Source organism: Alkalibacillus almallahensis (assembly GCF_011761495.1).
In the GTDB taxonomy this organism is placed as follows: domain Bacteria; phylum Bacillota; class Bacilli; order Bacillales; family Alkalibacillaceae; genus Alkalibacillus; species Alkalibacillus almallahensis.
In genome coordinates this window covers 198,090-213,950 of the sequence record NZ_JAASRU010000001.1, presented here as the reverse complement: position 1 = coordinate 213,950, position 15,861 = coordinate 198,090, and the positions used below count along the sequence as shown (strand labels likewise).

The following is a 15,861-nucleotide window of genomic DNA, read 5'->3' as shown; positions in this document are numbered from 1 at the left end:
AGGAATTGTCAAACAATTTATAAATTTGTCTATTGCTGTCACCCATAAATAAAGCTGCTCAACACCATCTTTAATGATTGTTGAACAGCTTATTCATATAACCTACTCTAAGTCTAATTTTTCTTGATCTTCGGCTTCTTCTTCCGCTGTTTCGTTTTCATCTATGCTGTAATGAGCTCGAATTTCATTATAAATTTGGTCATATACCGCTGGATTATCTTTTAAATATTGTTTCGCGTTCTCTCGACCTTGACCTAACTTATCACCGTTGTAAGAGAACCATGCACCGCTCTTTTGGACAATATCAAGGTTGGCTCCGATATCGACTAATTCGCCTTCTCTTGAAATTCCTTCACCGTACATAATATCAACTTCAGCCTGTCTGAACGGTGGAGCCACTTTGTTTTTTACAACTTTAAGTCGGGTCTTATTTCCGATCATTTCATTACCTTGCTTTAACGTCTCTGCACGACGAACTTCTAAACGAACAGAAGAATAGAATTTCAACGCACGACCACCTGTAGTTGTTTCAGGATTACCAAACATAACGCCAACTTTTTCACGAATTTGGTTAATGAAAACAGCTGTCGTATTTGATTTGTTAATAGCACCAGAAAGCTTACGAAGAGCTTGAGACATTAAACGTGCTTGCAAACCAACGTGTGCATCTCCCATTTCGCCTTCAATCTCAGCTTTTGGAACTAGCGCAGCTACAGAGTCAACGATAATGATATCGACTGCACCACTACGTACAAGTGCCTCTGCAATTTCTAACGCTTGTTCACCTGTATCAGGTTGTGAAAGCAATAATTCGTCTATGTTAACCCCTAATTTACGTGCATACACAGGGTCTAACGCATGTTCAGCATCAATAAATGCTGCTTGGCCACCTGCGCGTTGTGCTTCAGCGATTGCGTGTAACGCAACAGTTGTTTTACCAGATGATTCAGGGCCGTAAATTTCAACAATTCGTCCTCTTGGATAGCCTCCAACACCTAAGGCAACATCTAAACCAAGTGAACCACTTGAAACAGTTGAAATTTCTTGACCTTCTTGTTCACCCAATTTCATAATGGATCCTTTACCGAATTGTTTCTCTATCTGCTTTAATGCCATATCTAACGCTTGTTGACGATCACTCATTTTCTTATTCCCCTTTCTTATCACTATATCTATCATACTACGATTTTAATGTTTTGCCAAGAAAAAAGCGAATATTTGTTCTGTTTTTTATTGTCGTACAATCTGATCATATAAATATTTCATACCGGCATCTGTTGCTGCTTGCCTCACATCCTGTCGGGATCCTGTGAATTGGAATAACTTAGAATGAACATTTCCATAAACTGATAGGCCAATATAAACTGTCCCCGCTGAAATGCCATTCTCATCATTAGGTCCTGCCACTCCAGTAAAGCTTATCGCAACGTCAGTATTTAATTTATGTGCAGTTCCTGCAGCCATAGCTTTTGCACACGCGGGACTCACCGGCCCTTCACCATTTAATATAGTAGCTGGTACATTAGCTAATTCTTGCTTAGATTGATTATTATATGTAATCAAACTTCCATAATAAAACGATGATACCCCGGCATGATCTACAATCGTAGATGAAAATAGTCCACCAGTTAAGCTTTCACATGAAGCTAATGAAATGTTTTGAGCTTTAAAATGTTCAATAACTTGCTCCGTTTTAGATCGAGGTTGATTAACCATGTATTTGCCGACGCGAAAACGAATAAGTTCTTCTAATTCATCAAACATATCTTCTGCGTCATCTTGTCGATTAGTTTTCGCTGCTAATCGAACCACCACATATCCATCTCCGGCTAAAGGGGCAATTGTTGGATTGGTCTGTGCCTGAATTAAGTCTAATAGTTCAGTTTCTAAAATAGATTCACCTATCCCTTGAAAATATAAAGTACGATAATATAGTTTACCATCTGTTAAACCAAGCTGATGTAGGTAAGGCACAATGCCATTGGACATGATATCTTTCATTTCTTTTGGGACTCCTGGTAAGAAAAACCAGTTAACACCTTGATGGTTAAATGCTAAGCCTGGTGCCATGCCGACAAAATTTTCAAAAGTGTGACCACCTTTAAAATGTAAAGCTTGCTTACGATTGTTCTCAGTCATTGAGATGTTACGGTCGTCAAAAAATTGTACAATTTGGTTCATAACTTGTTCATCAATCAGTAAAGACGTATCAAATAACTCAGCCGCCACTTCCCGTGTTAAATCATCTTCTGTTGGTCCAAGACCTCCAGTTACAATCACAAGATCAGAACGGTGTTGAGCTTGCTCGAATACAGCTTTCATTCGGTTAGCATTATCTCCAACCGTTTGATGATGAAGCACATTTAATCCGACATCATTTAATTTTTCTGATAACCAGCTCGCATTTGTATCAACAATTTGACCGAGTAAAAGCTCTGTTCCAACTGAGATTACTTCGCATCGTAAAGTCATTTTGAACCCCTCATAACATGCCAGTTCTTCTTAAAGTACTCTACGCCAGAAATGACTGTTACTAAAGCAGCAAGGTATAACAAGATTGACCCGATTGGTAATCCTAAATAGGAAAACGGGAAATGATGCAAGATGAGAAATGCAGCTGAACCGATTTGTAAAGTTGTTTTCAGTTTGCCCATTTGACTTGCTGCAAGAACAATCCCTTCTCCAGCAGCTACTAAACGTAATCCAGTTACAGCAAATTCACGACTTACGATAATGATCACAATCCATGCAGGAGCCATTTGTAATTCAACTAGGCATATAAGGGCTCCTGAAACTAGCAATTTATCTGCCAAAGGATCAAGAAACTTACCTAAATTAGTCACCAAATTATATTTACGTGCATAATAACCGTCTAACCAATCTGTTAAGGACGCTATAATGAATAATATTCCAGCTAATAAGTGAGCGATGGGTAGATCATAAGCCCCAATATCAAACTCTCCCCAATTCAAAGGCGCAACGAGAAGGATTATAAAAATAGGAATTAAAAACAATCTAGAAAGTGTAATTTTATTTGGTACATTCATACATAAACCTCCAAAGCTATAGTGTTTCAAAAAATAATCCTTTGCGAACTGCAAAGGATTTATGATTCTTCATTCTGCCATTGAATGATTACGTTTTGACGAACCGTGTCATTTGGATTAATTTCATATTCAATCGGCTGACCGTTCACTTCAACAGTAAATGCACTTGCACGTCCAATAACTAGCTCCATTTCACCTGAAGTATTTTCATAAGTGAACGTTTCAGGTGCATTTTCAGTGTTGAACATACCTGATATAGGTTGAGACGTACTGCCATTTTCAGAAATATTAACTTGTAACCACGTCTCATCATCAGAATTTAGAGTAATTTCAATAGGACCATTGTGTGCAACTTCATAAGTCGTGGTTGGTGTCCCACTCTCATCAACATTTGCCACACTAATTTCGGGTTCGCTATTTTCTTCTGATTCTTCTTCTGATGCCTCATCTCCATTGTTACTATTATTATCTTGAGATGAATCATTATTGCCTTCTTCATTAGATGAGTTATCTTCTTGATTACTATTTTCATTAGTGTTCTCTTCTTGATTATTCTCATCTTCTTCAGGAGCACTAATAATTTCTTCTGAATCATTGTTATTCGAATCATCAGTCATGGCAGGCTGAATAAAGTTGACCACTGAATACCATATCGCAAAGCCGACTCCAATTAATAAGATAAAAACAAGTAATTTCGGAATCATTGAAAACATCTGTTTATTCTTTTTACCTGATTTACCTGCAGAACGCGATGGGGTCATATATTGCTGACTTGTCGGTTCGCTTACAGTAGGTAATTCATTAGCATGTTCATCTAATAGCTCTTCACCATTTAAACCTACAGCATTCGCGTATTCTCGAACAAAAGCTCGTATATAAAAATTACCAGGTAAAGTTGACCAATCATGCTCTTCAATTGCGGATAAATAGCGCTTTTGAATTTTTGTTTCTTGAGCTAATTGTTCAATCGTAAGTCCTTTAGCTTCTCTTGCTTCTTTTAGTCTTTCTCCTACTTCCATTTATTAACACCGTCCAATTAAAAATCAAACATGGAAAATCCATCTTGTTCTTCGAATTCTGGTTTTTGAATATGCTCATATTGAATTTCTTCATCTACATTATTACGTAATTCAATAAAGTAATCGAAGTCATCTAAAGTGTACTCTGAGTTCTGCACAAATGCTTCTGGATGTTCAACAACTTTAATAGCTGGGATTCCCATTACTTCCCGAATAAGTCGCCAATGGCTTTCTGTTGAGCGTTTCACTGAGACCATTCCATCAATTATAAATAAATTATCTTTCGCATACTCATCTTTAATTAATTGGCTACGAACCGTTTGTTTTAATAAGGTGCTCGATAAGAACAACCATCGCTTATTTGCACAAACACTTGCTGCCACAATGGATTCAGTTTTACCAACTCGTGGCATACCTCGAATACCGATTAATAAGTGACCTTCCTTTTTAAATAGCTCTGCCATAAAATCAACAAGTAAACCGAGTTCATCTCGAACGAAACGAAATGTTTTCTTATCATCTGAGTCACTTTTAATATATCGACCATGCATCACAGCAAGACGATCACGGAGTTTAGGTCGTCTAATTTTCGTCACACGAATAGTATCCATTGTATTTAAAATGCTGATTAAACGATCGATTTGACGATCATCTTTGCTTAACAAGAGCATTCCTCTTCGTTGATTTTCGACACCATTAATCATAATAATATTAATAGAAAGCATGCCGAGTAAAGAGGATATATCCCCAAGTAAACCAGGCCGATTATGTTTAATTTCATACTCTAAGTACCAATCTTTTCGATCATCCATCTAATCAGCCTTTCTATAGTAATTGTTAACATAATATTCATACATGCTAAGTCTATCATAAATTATTTTCGTAACAATGAAAAGATAGAATGCAATAAATTATAAATAAAATCCTTTCTTTGGAAATCATCACACAAAAAACTGGATCGAGTTGTATCACCCGACCCAGTTTTTTAATTGATCCTAACGTTATTCATGAGTTCCCTCATTTTGGACTACTTTGACCATCATATTAGCGATTGTATGTCGCTCTTCATCTGAAGCAACATTCCATAAGTCGCGTAGCATCGCTTCTTCATTATTCTTCGCATCAACTTTCGTTGCTAAGTGTTCTCCGACTTGATAAGCCATTTCATTAATGGTTTCTTGATTAACACCTTGATCTTGTGCTTGGTGAAGTCGATCACCTAGGAAATCTTTCCATTGGTCAAAATTATCTAAGACGGACATCGCAAAGCCTCCTTTATTTTATTCACTAGTAGTGTGAACGAAATAGAGACATTTATACATGAGGCTGTGTTTAGTTTATGCCACCATTCAAACGCAATAACTGACCATTAAAATAACTGGATTGAGAAGAGCATAAGAACTGTACGGCATCAGCAACTTCCTCTGGTTGACCCATCCGTTGTAAAGGAACATCTTGTAACCAATCCTCTACTTCTTCATCAGATAAATGTTGATTCATTTTCGTTGCTATTAGACCTGGTGCAACACCATTCACTCGTATATTAGATGGACCAACTTCTTTTGCTAATGATTTCACAAACTGATGTTGAGCACTTTTCATCATGGAGTACCATACTTCATTGCTAACTCCGATCTCACCCCATATGGAAGAAATCACAACAATGGTCCCATGTTGGTTTCGATTCATTGATGGCAAGAAGTGTTTTGCGATTCGTGTCATTGACTTAACATGCACATGATACAAATCATCCATTACCTGATCAGAAGTATCAGTGATTAAACCGGAATAACTCTGTCCTTGTGCAAAAACAATGGTATCAATGTCAAAAGGAATTGACGCTAATAACTGATCCGTTTCCTGGTCTGATCGTAAATCAGCCTGTACGGTTAATAAAACAGTGTCGTGACTTAATTCCTGTTCAATATGATTAATCACGTCATCATTTTTATAGTAATGCAAAATGAATTGTCTATTCGGGTTAGCTGAAGCTAATTTACTAACAACAGCTCTTCCAATATCACTACTCGCTCCGATAATCAATATAGTTTCTGTTTGCACACTATTCACCTTCTGGAACAATCGAGCAAACGGTTATTTGATCATCATCAATCCAAGATTGGATCTTCTCTTGAAAACGATCAACCGTTAATTGTTCTAATGTCGGGAATACATCGCGAAAATCAAGACCAAGTTGATGGTATTGGATGACGTTATTAGCGACAGTTTCTAAATTGTTGTATTCACGTAGCAATTCACCATATTTCTTCTTCTTCACTCGTTCGAATGCATCTTGGTTAATTTGATCTGTTTTGATTGAATGAAGCATTTCTTTCACGCGTTCACCGAATTTTTCGGGTTCCATTGTGCTAGCCCCAATGGCAGTGAATCCAAATGATTTCTCCAACATGTATTCTAAGCGTAATGAATCAATGATTAATCCTTCTTGATATAATGATTCATAATGCAAACCACTTTTTGAAAAATAGATATCCAGAGCTAAATCGCGAATTAAATCGTTCTCTAAAAGAACATCTGGCTCTAGTGCATCTGGTTTTTCTTTTATACCAACCATACATTTTGGTGTGTTAATTGGCATTTTAATTGTCTTCTCGTTCTGGTCAACACCAATCGGTTCATCTCCGTAATCACGATTAATTTCAGGCGAATGATCAAACGTTTTTGCACTTTGATTTTCTTCTACTAGGTGCATCATTTGTTGAGCATCAAATTGGCCTGCAATCACTAATTGCATATTGCCTGGATGATAAAAGGTGTTGTAACACGTATATAAATCATCAGCAGTGATGTCATTAATGGAATCAACCGTTCCTGCAATATCAATTCTTACAGGATGATGACGGTACATCGAGCCAATTGTGCCGAAAAACAAACGCCAGTCAGGTTGGTCATCGTACATTCGAATTTCTTGCTCGATAATGCCTTTTTCTTTTTCGACGCTTTCTTCAGTGAAATAAGGGTTTTGGACAAAATCTAACAACGTTTCCACGTTCGCTTCAATTTCTGTTGTACTCGAAAATAAATAAGCCGTCTCAGTGAATGAAGTAAAAGCGTTAGCTGAAGCACCTCGTTCAGAAAATTGTTGGAAGACATCACCATCTTCCTTTTCAAACATTTTATGTTCTAGAAAATGAGCGATTCCATCAGGTACTGTTACCATTTCTTTTTGATTAATCGGACTAAATGATTGATCAATGGAACCATAATTGGTTGAAAAGATTGCAAATGTCTTTTCCATATCTTGCTTAGGATATAAATAAACATCTAATCCATTATCTAATTGTTTATGATAGACAGTTTCTTGAACTTTAGGTATATCAATCTCATGCATCTTGAGCACCTCCATCTTCGCTCGTTAACAAGTAAATTGTATCAAGTGCAACAAGGTTAGCCACTTTTTTTACGTCGTCTTTCGTTACTTCTTGAATAGCATCAATAACATCTTGGTTTGTTTGTTGTTTTCCACCAACCACTTGCTGATAATGCCAGTCAATAATCCCTCGTGATTGATCAAGCGTTTCTTTAAGACTGTGGATGATTGCTTTTTTTGTTTGTTCTAATTCATCATCTGAAATATTGCCTTCTTGGATGCTTTCATGTTGTTTCATAATAATATCTTTTGCTTCTTCATACTTTTCAGGGGCAATACCACTGAAAACAAATAATAAGCCTTTATGACTCTCGAAACGTGAAGCTGCATAATAAGCAAGTGAATGTTTTTCTCGCACATTCAAGAATAATTTAGAATGTGGAAATCCACCGAAGATTCCATTGAACACTTGAAGTGCTGGATAATTCTCATCACGATAAGTGATCTGTGTACGATAACCGAAATGCAATTTAGCTTGTTGAAGTTTTTGAGCTTCTGAAATAGTGTTCATTTGTCCCGCTTCAACTTGATCAGCTTCTTTAATCTCGACAGGATTTTGGCGTTCTAATTGAAATTCTGATTCAAATAATTGCTGAACCGCTTCATCTTCAACGTCGCCTACTACATAAATATCCATACGATCATGTTGAATCATATCTTGATATGTGTCATATAAAGTCGTTCCATCTATGGAATCTAAGTCATCAATATAGCCGTGTGAACGAATGCCAAATGATTCGTCTTGGCACATTTCATCAACTAACCGCATATTCGCATATTGCATCTTTTCATCTACAATTGAGTTAATTTTGTTCTCTAATGTTTCTTTCTCTTTTGCCACTAAATCCGGATCAAATGCTTGATCGATTAATTTCGGATTAGCGACTACTTCATGGAGAAATTGAACTCCTTGTTTAAGCAAATCATTTTCTGCATCAATGAATTTTTCGTTTGGTAAATCTAAAGTTAACGTAATAATATGATTTTCGCCTTTTTTAGCTCCATTGATGGAAAACTTAGCCCCATATAAGCGATCTAATTCTAAACGTAGTTCGCGTTCAGACGGGAATTTCTTTGTCCCTTTCTGTAATACGAAAGGTAACAATGCACGACTCGTAATGGTGTCACGTTCAATTGGTCGTGCAAATTTTAATGCAATCGTATTAGTTTTGAATTTAGTCGTTGGGATCATATGCAATTGATAATCTTGATGGTCAATTTGATTGTCAACGAGTGTATTCATGTTTGTCCTCCTAACATATTCTTTACTGTAGCATTTCCGTACTGATTGAAATCATACGAACTTCAATTAAGACGGTGATTGTTCTTCAGGCTGTGTCGATGTTTGTAAGACTTTTCTTGGTTTACTACCTTCATAAGGTCCTACAACGCCACGTTCTTCCATTGCATCAATTAACCGCGCTGCACGCGTGTAGCCGATTCTGAATTTTCGTTGTAACATTGATACACTAGCACTTTGCATATCAACAATCAATTGAACCGCTTGATCATAAAGTTCATCATCTACTTCTTCATGTTGTTCAGGTGTCTCTGACGGAATCATATCATCTTGATACTGCGCCTTTTGTTGTTCGACGCAATAATCTGCAATCGATTCTACTTCAGAATCATCAAGAAAAGCGCCTTGAATACGTGTTGGTTTTGAAGCACCAACAGGTAAGAAAAGCATGTCCCCTTTACCGAGTAACTTCTCGGCACCACCACTATCTAAAATTGTTCGTGAATCTGTTTGAGAAGAAACACTGAACGCAATACGTGATGGAATGTTAGCTTTAATCACTCCTGTGATGACATCTACAGATGGTCGCTGAGTAGCAATGATTAAGTGAATACCTGCAGCACGAGCCATTTGTGCCAAACGGGTAATGGCATCTTCCACTTCATTCGATGCCACCATCATCAAGTCAGCTAATTCATCAATAAGAACAACGATGTATGGTAACGTTGGGTGGTTTTCATCCTCTTCTTCATTAACACGCTTAATATACTCATTATAACCTTCGATGTTACGAGTACCTGTTTCAGAAAACAACTCATAACGGCGCTCCATCTCTGAAACGATTTTCTTAAGCGCTTGCGAAGCCTTTTTCGGATCAGTTACAACTGGTGCTAATAAATGAGGGATCCCATTATAAGCATTAAGTTCGACTTTTTTCGGGTCAATCATCATCATCTTAACTTCATGTGGCTTAGCTCTTAGTAAAATACTCGTAATAATGCCGTTAACACAAACACTTTTACCACTACCTGTAGCACCAGCAATAAGCATGTGCGGCATTTTATTCAGTTCTGCTGTGATCGCCTCTCCAGCAATGTCTCGACCTAGTCCAAACAGTAACTTAGCAGGATTTTGTTGAATAGGTTGCATAACTTCTTTCATAGAGACTTGAGCCACTTCGTTATTAGGCACTTCAATACCAATAGCTGATTTACCTGGGATTGGTGCCTCAATTCGAATATCTCTTGCAGCTAAAGCAAGGGCTAAATCATCATGTAAGTTAACAATCTTGCTAACCTTTACACCCACATCCGGATAGACTTCATACTTCGTAACTGCTGGTCCAACATGAACTTTTGTTACTTTTGCTTTTACACCAAAACTATGAAAAGTCTGTTCAAGTTTTTTAACTGTGGACTGTATTTGCGATTTCTCCTGTTGTTGAGAATGAGCTACAGGATTTGATAACAAGTTCAAAGGTGGTAAAGAATAATCTTCGTTTTCTAATTCTGTTAACGGTAATGATTCATCGACTTGTTCGCTTTCCTGATCCACTCGTTCTGTCCACTCACTTGTTTCGATTTCATTAGTACTTGCATTTTGTTCAGCTGGTGGATCCACATCTGACTCAAAACTTTCTATAACTGGTTGTTGTTCAGTATGTTCTTGATTCTCAGCAAACGTCACATCAACTTCTGGTTCTTCAGAAGCTGTTTCATTTTTAACTCGCTCTGCTTTTTCGTCCTTCTTAGTTTGACGTTTCGCTTTTATGTTTTCCCAAAATGATTGAAATGACGATAACATGTTTGCCAGCACATCTGACAAGGACTTTTCTAATAAAAACATAATGCCAATGACAAGTCCGAAAAATGCTAACACCTTTGCCCCTGGACCTGATAATAAATAAAAAGTTAGTAAGAACAAAGTTGCTCCGGACATACCAGAACCAATATTGGCATAAGCTATAGAGCCATTTTGATAAGCATCAAAATAATCCCATGTCACGGTGAAAATTGATGAATTTGTTTGTGTAATGACATCATCAAAAGCTTGTAAATGCGTGAATAAGATAAGCGATGTCATAAAGACATAAAATCCGATCCAACGATTAGTCGTAAATGATGGCCATGAGCGTTTAAATACGATATAAAAACCTAATCCAAGCATAAAAATACTTGCAATTGCATACCAAAAACCAAATAGCCATTGTAAAACACTTGTAAGAAGATTCGGTATGACCCCTTCATGAATAGGCTCAATACCACTTGAAAAGATTGCGATTAAAATCAATAATAATCCAATTAATTCAAATTTCAAAAACGGCGGACGTTTATTGCGTTTTGTTTTTCGTTTCTTTTTTGCCATGTCTATCACCTCAAAAAGCGTAAAGCAGCCTTAGAAATAGGCTGCTTTCATCAACTTAATTATATCATAGACATGACGCTTTTTGGGATAGTTATAAATAATAAATTGAACCAGGTTCCAGTCGTTTGTTGAGATAGTCTTGGGGGTTTGTCGAAGTCATGTGCACAATCTCATAACCATGTGAACTAGGGTCTCGTTTTAATTTAAGCGTTGCGTGATTAACATTAACCCATTGAAAGGCTTCATGTTCCTGTTCTTCTTCCATATCAAATATTTCGTCTTCACGTAAAGGTGTATAAATAATCATGATTCTGATTCTCCTTGAGGATTTCGTTCTTCTATTAATGAGTTCAAAGTACTCATCGCTTCTTGAACGCCACCAATCGAGTCAATTAAACCATGGTCAACCGCATCTTGCCCAACCACATTGGTACCAATATCACGTGTTAAATTTCCTCTAGCAAACATCAATTCTTTGAATGTGTCTTCATCAATTTTAGCATGATGTGTCACAAAATTAATGACGCGATCCTGCATTTTATCTAAATACTCAAAAGTTTGAGGAACCCCTACAACCAAACCAGTCATCCGAATCGGGTGAATGGTCATAGTTGCTGTTTCAGTAATGAATGATTTTGTAGCTGCAGTTGCAATCGGAACACCGATCGAATGACCACCACCTAGAACAATCGATACAGTTGGTTTAGATAACGATGAAATCATTTCAGAAATGGCTAAACCTGCTTCAACATCACCACCAACTGTGTTAAGTAAAATAATAACCCCTTCTATTTTAGGGTTTTGCTCAATCGCGACAATTTGGGGAATCAAATGTTCATATTTGGTTGTCTTATTTTTAGCTGGTAGCTGTAAATGACCCTCTATTTGGCCAATAATCGGTAACACGTGGATGTTAGAATCTGAAGTTTGTGGAACATTTGTCGTACCTAACTGTTTGATTTTTTCCATTAGATTGTCTTTTTGTTGATTTTGATCTTCTTGGTTATCACTCAACGTAAACACCACCTTCTAGCAAGTAGTGTTAACGGTTTTGATATTATCATTCATCACTTTTGCAAGATTATTGGTTTCTTCATATCGTTTTGCAGCAAATTATATGATGGTATTGATAGCGCCGTTTATGATGCCAGAACATCGGTGGTATAAAACAAGGATAACAAACAAGGAGTTAGCGTGCTTTTACTAATCAAATCGCTAAGTTGGCGTCAGGTGAGGAGCGTAGGTGGTGACGCCTGGTCGACTAAAAGCGGTCACGTCCTGTGACCAACGCCGACATTAGGCCGTCCGGGCCGTCACGGGAATAGCACGCGTCTCGAGACCCCACAGGCCATGCTTTTCGGCCGAGGAGGCTCGAGCCGTGCCCCTGCATAGAAAACACTGCGAAAAAAACGAACGTAGTGAGATTGAGCAGATGTTGCACTTGTGCCCTATGGGTGCAAGCATCCACCGTAAGCGGATCACATGATGCCAACGGCCACCATCAAACCTTCACGCTAAATTGTGTATCAACCCCAACAAATATTTTAGAGCCATATTTTAGAGTCTAAATATAAAACTCCGGACGAATTGGGGATACGTCCGGAGTTTTCTTCATACTGTTATTAAGTATCTAATATCGATTTTAATTGATTAAATTCTTCAAGTGATAGATCGACTAACGGCCCACGTACAGAGCCAACATCTATCCCTTGATAATTTAATGCTGCTTTCACTGGTGCTGGTGAAGGAGCCATAAAACATGCACGCATAGTTGGCAACCATTGACGATGTAGTGAGGCAGCCTTTGTAACCTCACCTTCGAGGTACGCTTGCGTTAATTCCTGCATTTGATTACCAATTATATGAGAGGCAACAGATACAACACCATGACTACCAATAGCAAGTGAAGGTAGTGTCAGGTGATCTTCTCCTGAATATAAAGAGAAATCATCACTTGTTTGCTCAATAATGTCACTCATCATATTTAAATCGCCACTAGCATCCTTAATCGAAACAATGTTATCGATTTTAGATAATTCCACGGTCGTTTCAACTGGCATATTAATCACAGACCGCCCTGGTATATTATAAAGCATAATTGGCAATGTTGTTTCCTGGGCGATTGTAGAAAAGTGATGATATAAACCAGCAGGGTTTGGTTTATTATAGTATGGTGTCACAAGCATAATACCATCTAATCCTGTACTTGAAGCTGCTTTGGTGAATTCAGCCGAAGCAGAGGTATCATTATATCCTGCACCACCTATCACACTGATTTCTTGGTCAACTAAACCGACAACATATTCAAAAAGTTGCAATTTCTCATCATGAGTAAGTGTTGGAGACTCTCCTGTTGTTCCTCCTAAAACTAACCCTTCTGAACCGTTATCAATCAAATGAGTCACTAATTTCTCTGTTTTCTTCAGATCAAGACGCCCCATTGAATCAAACGGTGTTACCATTGCAGTTAAGACACGGCCAAAATCCATCAGCACACCCCTCCTATGTTAACGCTCTTCTAAGAACACTTGGTGTAAAGCATTAACCGCATTTTCTAAATCTTGCTCTTTCACTAACACCCAAATCGTCGTATGACTGTCAGCCGATTGTAAAATCGGAATATTATAACGCGTTAAAGCTTTCACAACTTTCGATGCTACACCAGGGACACCTTGTATTCCAGCACCTACAGTCGACACTTTAGCACACTTCTCTACAATTTGATAACGGTATTGAAATGCTTCGATAATCGTTGTCGTTTGAGTGAGTCGATCGGTCGGTACCGTAAATGTGATGCCATCCATTGATATGTTAAAGAAATCTACCGATATTTGAGCATCTGCTAATGCTGTTAACACATCATTGTGTAGTGTCACCGGATCATCCTCTGATAATACTTTAATTTGAGTAATACCAGATACATGTGCTATTCCCGTTACAAGACGGTCTTTAAACCCTTGGTCAACGGTATGATCTTTTTTCGCTGTAACAAGTGTGCCAGCATCTTGTGAGTACGTTGATCTCACCCGAATTGGAATTTTCTCCTGCATCGCAATTTCAACAGCGCGTGGATGGATCACTTTCGAACCCTGATACGCTAAATGGACAATTTCATTATAGGTCATAACTTGCAATGTACGCGCATTTTCGACAATGCGTGGGTCAGCTGTTTTAATACCATCAACATCGGTGAAAATGTCAACATAATCAGATTGTAACGCACCACCTAAAGCAACAGCAGATGTATCAGAACCGCCACGACCTAGTGTCGTCACATTGCCGTCTTCATCTTGCCCTTGGAAACCTGCTACTACTACAACATCGTTTGTTTTTAAATATTTGACGATATCAGTTGGATCGACTTTATTAATACGAGCATCCGAGAAGTCATTTGTTGTTAAAAACCCAGCTCTTGCTCCTGTTAATGATGTAGCGGTAACGCCTTGTTGTTGTAATTCATGCGTCATAACAACTGAAGAGATCGTTTCACCACATGACATTAATAAATCTGTTTCACGTTTCGTAATATGAGTTTCAGGATAATCAATTAAACCTAAAAGCGAGTCAGTCGCATAAGGATCCCCTTCACGACCCATTGCAGAAACGACTATCACCACTTGATAACCTTCTGCTAAAGCATCTTTAACATGTTGGATGGCACGCTCCCGCGATTCAGAATCTCTTACCGACGTACCACCAAATTTTTGTACTAATGTCTTCATCTTTGCACCTCAACTTATTGTTCTGTTGTCATTTCAATTAATGTTTGCGCAATCTGTACTGAATTCCAGGCTGCGCCCTTTAGTAAATTATCTGAAACAACCCAGAGGTGAAAGCCGTTTTGCACATCTAAATCTTTACGAACACGCCCAACAAAGATTTCTAGCTTACCTTCAGCGGACAATGGTGTCGGATAACCTTGATTCATAATGTCATCTTCTAGTACAACGCCTTGCCCTTCCTTAATAGCTCCTTGCATTTGTGGAACCGTAACTTGATCATCATCAATTTCGATATAAACACTTTCTGCATGAGAATAGAAGAAAGGTAAACGAACACATGTTGCAGCCACACTTAAATCAGGAGCTTCCATGATTTTTTTCGTTTCGTTAATCATTTTCATTTCTTCAAATGTGTAATGGTTATCTTCAAACGTATCAATTTGAGGTAATGCGTTAAATGCGATTGGAAAATGTTTAGGTTCTGATTTTACTGGCATAATTTCTGTATTAACTGTAGTTCCGTCTAACATAGCTTGCGATTGGTCTTTTAACTCTTCAACAGCATCCAATCCTGAACCTGAGACAGATTGATATGTGGAAACAATCACTCGATTAAGCCCATATTTTTGACGAACAGGCTCTAAAGCACCCACCATTTGGATTGTCGAACAGTTTGGATTTGCAATAATTCCTTTGTGGTTTTTAAGTGCTTCACGATTAACTTCTGGAACCACAAGTGGTACATCATCATGCATACGAAATGCACTCGTGTTATCAACGACAACAGCACCACGTTCAACCGCTTCATTTGCTAGTTGTTTTGAAATTGATCCGCCAGCAGAAAATAATGCAATATCTATCCCTTCAAATGCTTCAGGCGTAGCTTCTTGAATCGTAATATTTCTTCCACTGTATTCAATAAGTTTACCGACTGATCGTTTCGATGCTAAGGGTCTCAATTCTTCAATAGGAAATTCAACCATTTCTAGCATTTCGATCATCTTTTGACCTACTGCTCCTGTTGCTCCGACTATTGCTACATTGTATCTGCTTTTAGCTTCCATGATTCTAATAACCT

General features: G+C 37.9%; 15 protein-coding genes. All 15 read right to left on the bottom strand.

Going from position 1 to position 15,861, the window contains the following annotated elements; translation table 11 throughout:
- Window positions 1-102: 102 nt before the first annotated feature.
- Window positions 103-1,143, bottom strand: coding sequence for a recombinase RecA (gene recA, locus FHR85_RS01105; RefSeq protein WP_167260173.1), 1,041 nt, complete (start codon window positions 1,141-1,143; stop codon window positions 103-105).
- An 87-nt stretch (window positions 1,144-1,230) separates the two neighbouring features.
- A complete protein-coding gene (locus FHR85_RS01100; RefSeq protein ID WP_167260172.1) occupies window positions 1,231-2,472 on the bottom strand; it encodes a competence/damage-inducible protein A in 1,242 nt (413 codons plus the stop codon).
- Window positions 2,469-3,047, bottom strand: coding sequence for a CDP-diacylglycerol--glycerol-3-phosphate 3-phosphatidyltransferase (gene pgsA / locus FHR85_RS01095; RefSeq protein WP_167260170.1), 579 nt, complete (start codon window positions 3,045-3,047; stop codon window positions 2,469-2,471). Before pgsA ends, FHR85_RS01100 begins: the two co-directional genes overlap by 4 nt.
- Window positions 3,048-3,106: 59 nt before the next feature.
- A complete protein-coding gene (locus FHR85_RS01090) occupies window positions 3,107-4,066 on the bottom strand; it encodes a helix-turn-helix domain-containing protein (RefSeq protein WP_167260168.1) in 960 nt (319 codons plus the stop codon).
- A 17-nt stretch (window positions 4,067-4,083) separates the two neighbouring features.
- Window positions 4,084-4,878 (bottom strand): DUF3388 domain-containing protein, encoded by a 795-nt coding sequence (locus FHR85_RS01085; protein ID WP_167260166.1) that lies wholly within the window; start codon window positions 4,876-4,878, stop codon window positions 4,084-4,086.
- A gap of 189 nt (window positions 4,879-5,067) precedes the next feature.
- Complete coding sequence (locus FHR85_RS01080) at window positions 5,068-5,328, bottom strand: DUF3243 domain-containing protein (RefSeq protein WP_167260164.1); 261 nt, start codon at window positions 5,326-5,328, stop codon at window positions 5,068-5,070.
- 70 nt (window positions 5,329-5,398) lie between these two features.
- Entirely contained in the window at window positions 5,399-6,127 is a 729-nt protein-coding gene (gene ymfI, locus FHR85_RS01075; protein WP_167260162.1) for an elongation factor P 5-aminopentanone reductase, read from the bottom strand.
- A gap of 1 nt (window position 6,128) precedes the next feature.
- Window positions 6,129-7,418, bottom strand: coding sequence for an EF-P 5-aminopentanol modification-associated protein YfmH (yfmH, locus tag FHR85_RS01070; protein WP_167260160.1), 1,290 nt, complete (start codon window positions 7,416-7,418; stop codon window positions 6,129-6,131).
- Entirely contained in the window at window positions 7,411-8,700 is a 1,290-nt protein-coding gene (yfmF, locus tag FHR85_RS01065; protein WP_167260158.1) for an EF-P 5-aminopentanol modification-associated protein YfmF, read from the bottom strand. Before yfmF ends, yfmH begins: the two co-directional genes overlap by 8 nt.
- 66 nt (window positions 8,701-8,766) lie before the next feature.
- Entirely contained in the window at window positions 8,767-11,061 is a 2,295-nt protein-coding gene (locus tag FHR85_RS01060) for a DNA translocase FtsK (RefSeq protein ID WP_167260156.1), read from the bottom strand.
- Window positions 11,062-11,152: 91 nt separating this feature from the next.
- The gene (locus tag FHR85_RS01055; RefSeq protein ID WP_167260154.1) at window positions 11,153-11,368 is read right to left on the bottom strand and encodes a YlzJ-like family protein; all 216 of its coding nucleotides are present in this window, start codon (window positions 11,366-11,368) and stop codon (window positions 11,153-11,155) included.
- Window positions 11,365-12,030 carry a ClpP family protease gene (locus FHR85_RS01050; RefSeq protein WP_167260512.1) on the bottom strand — a complete coding sequence of 222 codons (666 nt, stop codon included), beginning with the start codon at window positions 12,028-12,030 and terminating at the stop codon, window positions 11,365-11,367. The genes FHR85_RS01055 and FHR85_RS01050 overlap by 4 nt, the downstream gene beginning before the upstream one ends.
- A gap of 653 nt (window positions 12,031-12,683) precedes the next feature.
- Complete coding sequence (dapA, locus tag FHR85_RS01045; RefSeq protein WP_208379564.1) at window positions 12,684-13,550, bottom strand: 4-hydroxy-tetrahydrodipicolinate synthase; 867 nt, start codon at window positions 13,548-13,550, stop codon at window positions 12,684-12,686.
- A gap of 18 nt (window positions 13,551-13,568) precedes the next feature.
- The gene (gene dapG, locus FHR85_RS01040; RefSeq protein WP_167260152.1) at window positions 13,569-14,783 is read right to left on the bottom strand and encodes an aspartate kinase; all 1,215 of its coding nucleotides are present in this window, start codon (window positions 14,781-14,783) and stop codon (window positions 13,569-13,571) included.
- 14 nt (window positions 14,784-14,797) lie between these two features.
- Window positions 14,798-15,847: an aspartate-semialdehyde dehydrogenase gene (locus FHR85_RS01035; RefSeq protein ID WP_167260150.1), complete on the bottom strand. Its 1,050-nt coding sequence runs from the start codon at window positions 15,845-15,847 to the stop codon at window positions 14,798-14,800.
- Between the last annotated feature and the right edge of the window lie 14 nt (window positions 15,848-15,861).

What these genes read in the sequence shown, in the direction of transcription:
- recA (WP_167260173.1), bottom strand. Translation starts at nt 1,143, where the DNA reads ATGAGTGATCGTCAACAAGCGTTAGATATGGCATTAAAGCAGATAGAG.
- FHR85_RS01100 (WP_167260172.1), bottom strand. Translation starts at nt 2,472, where the DNA reads ATGACTTTACGATGCGAAGTAATCTCAGTTGGAACAGAGCTTTTACTC.
- pgsA (WP_167260170.1), bottom strand. Translation starts at nt 3,047, where the DNA reads ATGAATGTACCAAATAAAATTACACTTTCTAGATTGTTTTTAATTCCT.
- FHR85_RS01090 (WP_167260168.1), bottom strand. Translation starts at nt 4,066, where the DNA reads ATGGAAGTAGGAGAAAGACTAAAAGAAGCAAGAGAAGCTAAAGGACTT.
- FHR85_RS01085 (WP_167260166.1), bottom strand. Translation starts at nt 4,878, where the DNA reads ATGGATGATCGAAAAGATTGGTACTTAGAGTATGAAATTAAACATAAT.
- FHR85_RS01080 (WP_167260164.1), bottom strand. Translation starts at nt 5,328, where the DNA reads ATGTCCGTCTTAGATAATTTTGACCAATGGAAAGATTTCCTAGGTGAT.
- yfmH (WP_167260160.1), bottom strand. Translation starts at nt 7,418, where the DNA reads ATGCATGAGATTGATATACCTAAAGTTCAAGAAACTGTCTATCATAAA.
- yfmF (WP_167260158.1), bottom strand. Translation starts at nt 8,700, where the DNA reads ATGAATACACTCGTTGACAATCAAATTGACCATCAAGATTATCAATTG.
- FHR85_RS01060 (WP_167260156.1), bottom strand. Translation starts at nt 11,061, where the DNA reads ATGGCAAAAAAGAAACGAAAAACAAAACGCAATAAACGTCCGCCGTTT.
- FHR85_RS01055 (WP_167260154.1), bottom strand. Translation starts at nt 11,368, where the DNA reads ATGATTATTTATACACCTTTACGTGAAGACGAAATATTTGATATGGAA.
- FHR85_RS01050 (WP_167260512.1), bottom strand. Translation starts at nt 12,030, where the DNA reads ATGGAAAAAATCAAACAGTTAGGTACGACAAATGTTCCACAAACTTCA.
- dapA (WP_208379564.1), bottom strand. Translation starts at nt 13,550, where the DNA reads ATGGATTTTGGCCGTGTCTTAACTGCAATGGTAACACCGTTTGATTCA.
- dapG (WP_167260152.1), bottom strand. Translation starts at nt 14,783, where the DNA reads ATGAAGACATTAGTACAAAAATTTGGTGGTACGTCGGTAAGAGATTCT.
- FHR85_RS01035 (WP_167260150.1), bottom strand. Translation starts at nt 15,847, where the DNA reads ATGGAAGCTAAAAGCAGATACAATGTAGCAATAGTCGGAGCAACAGGA.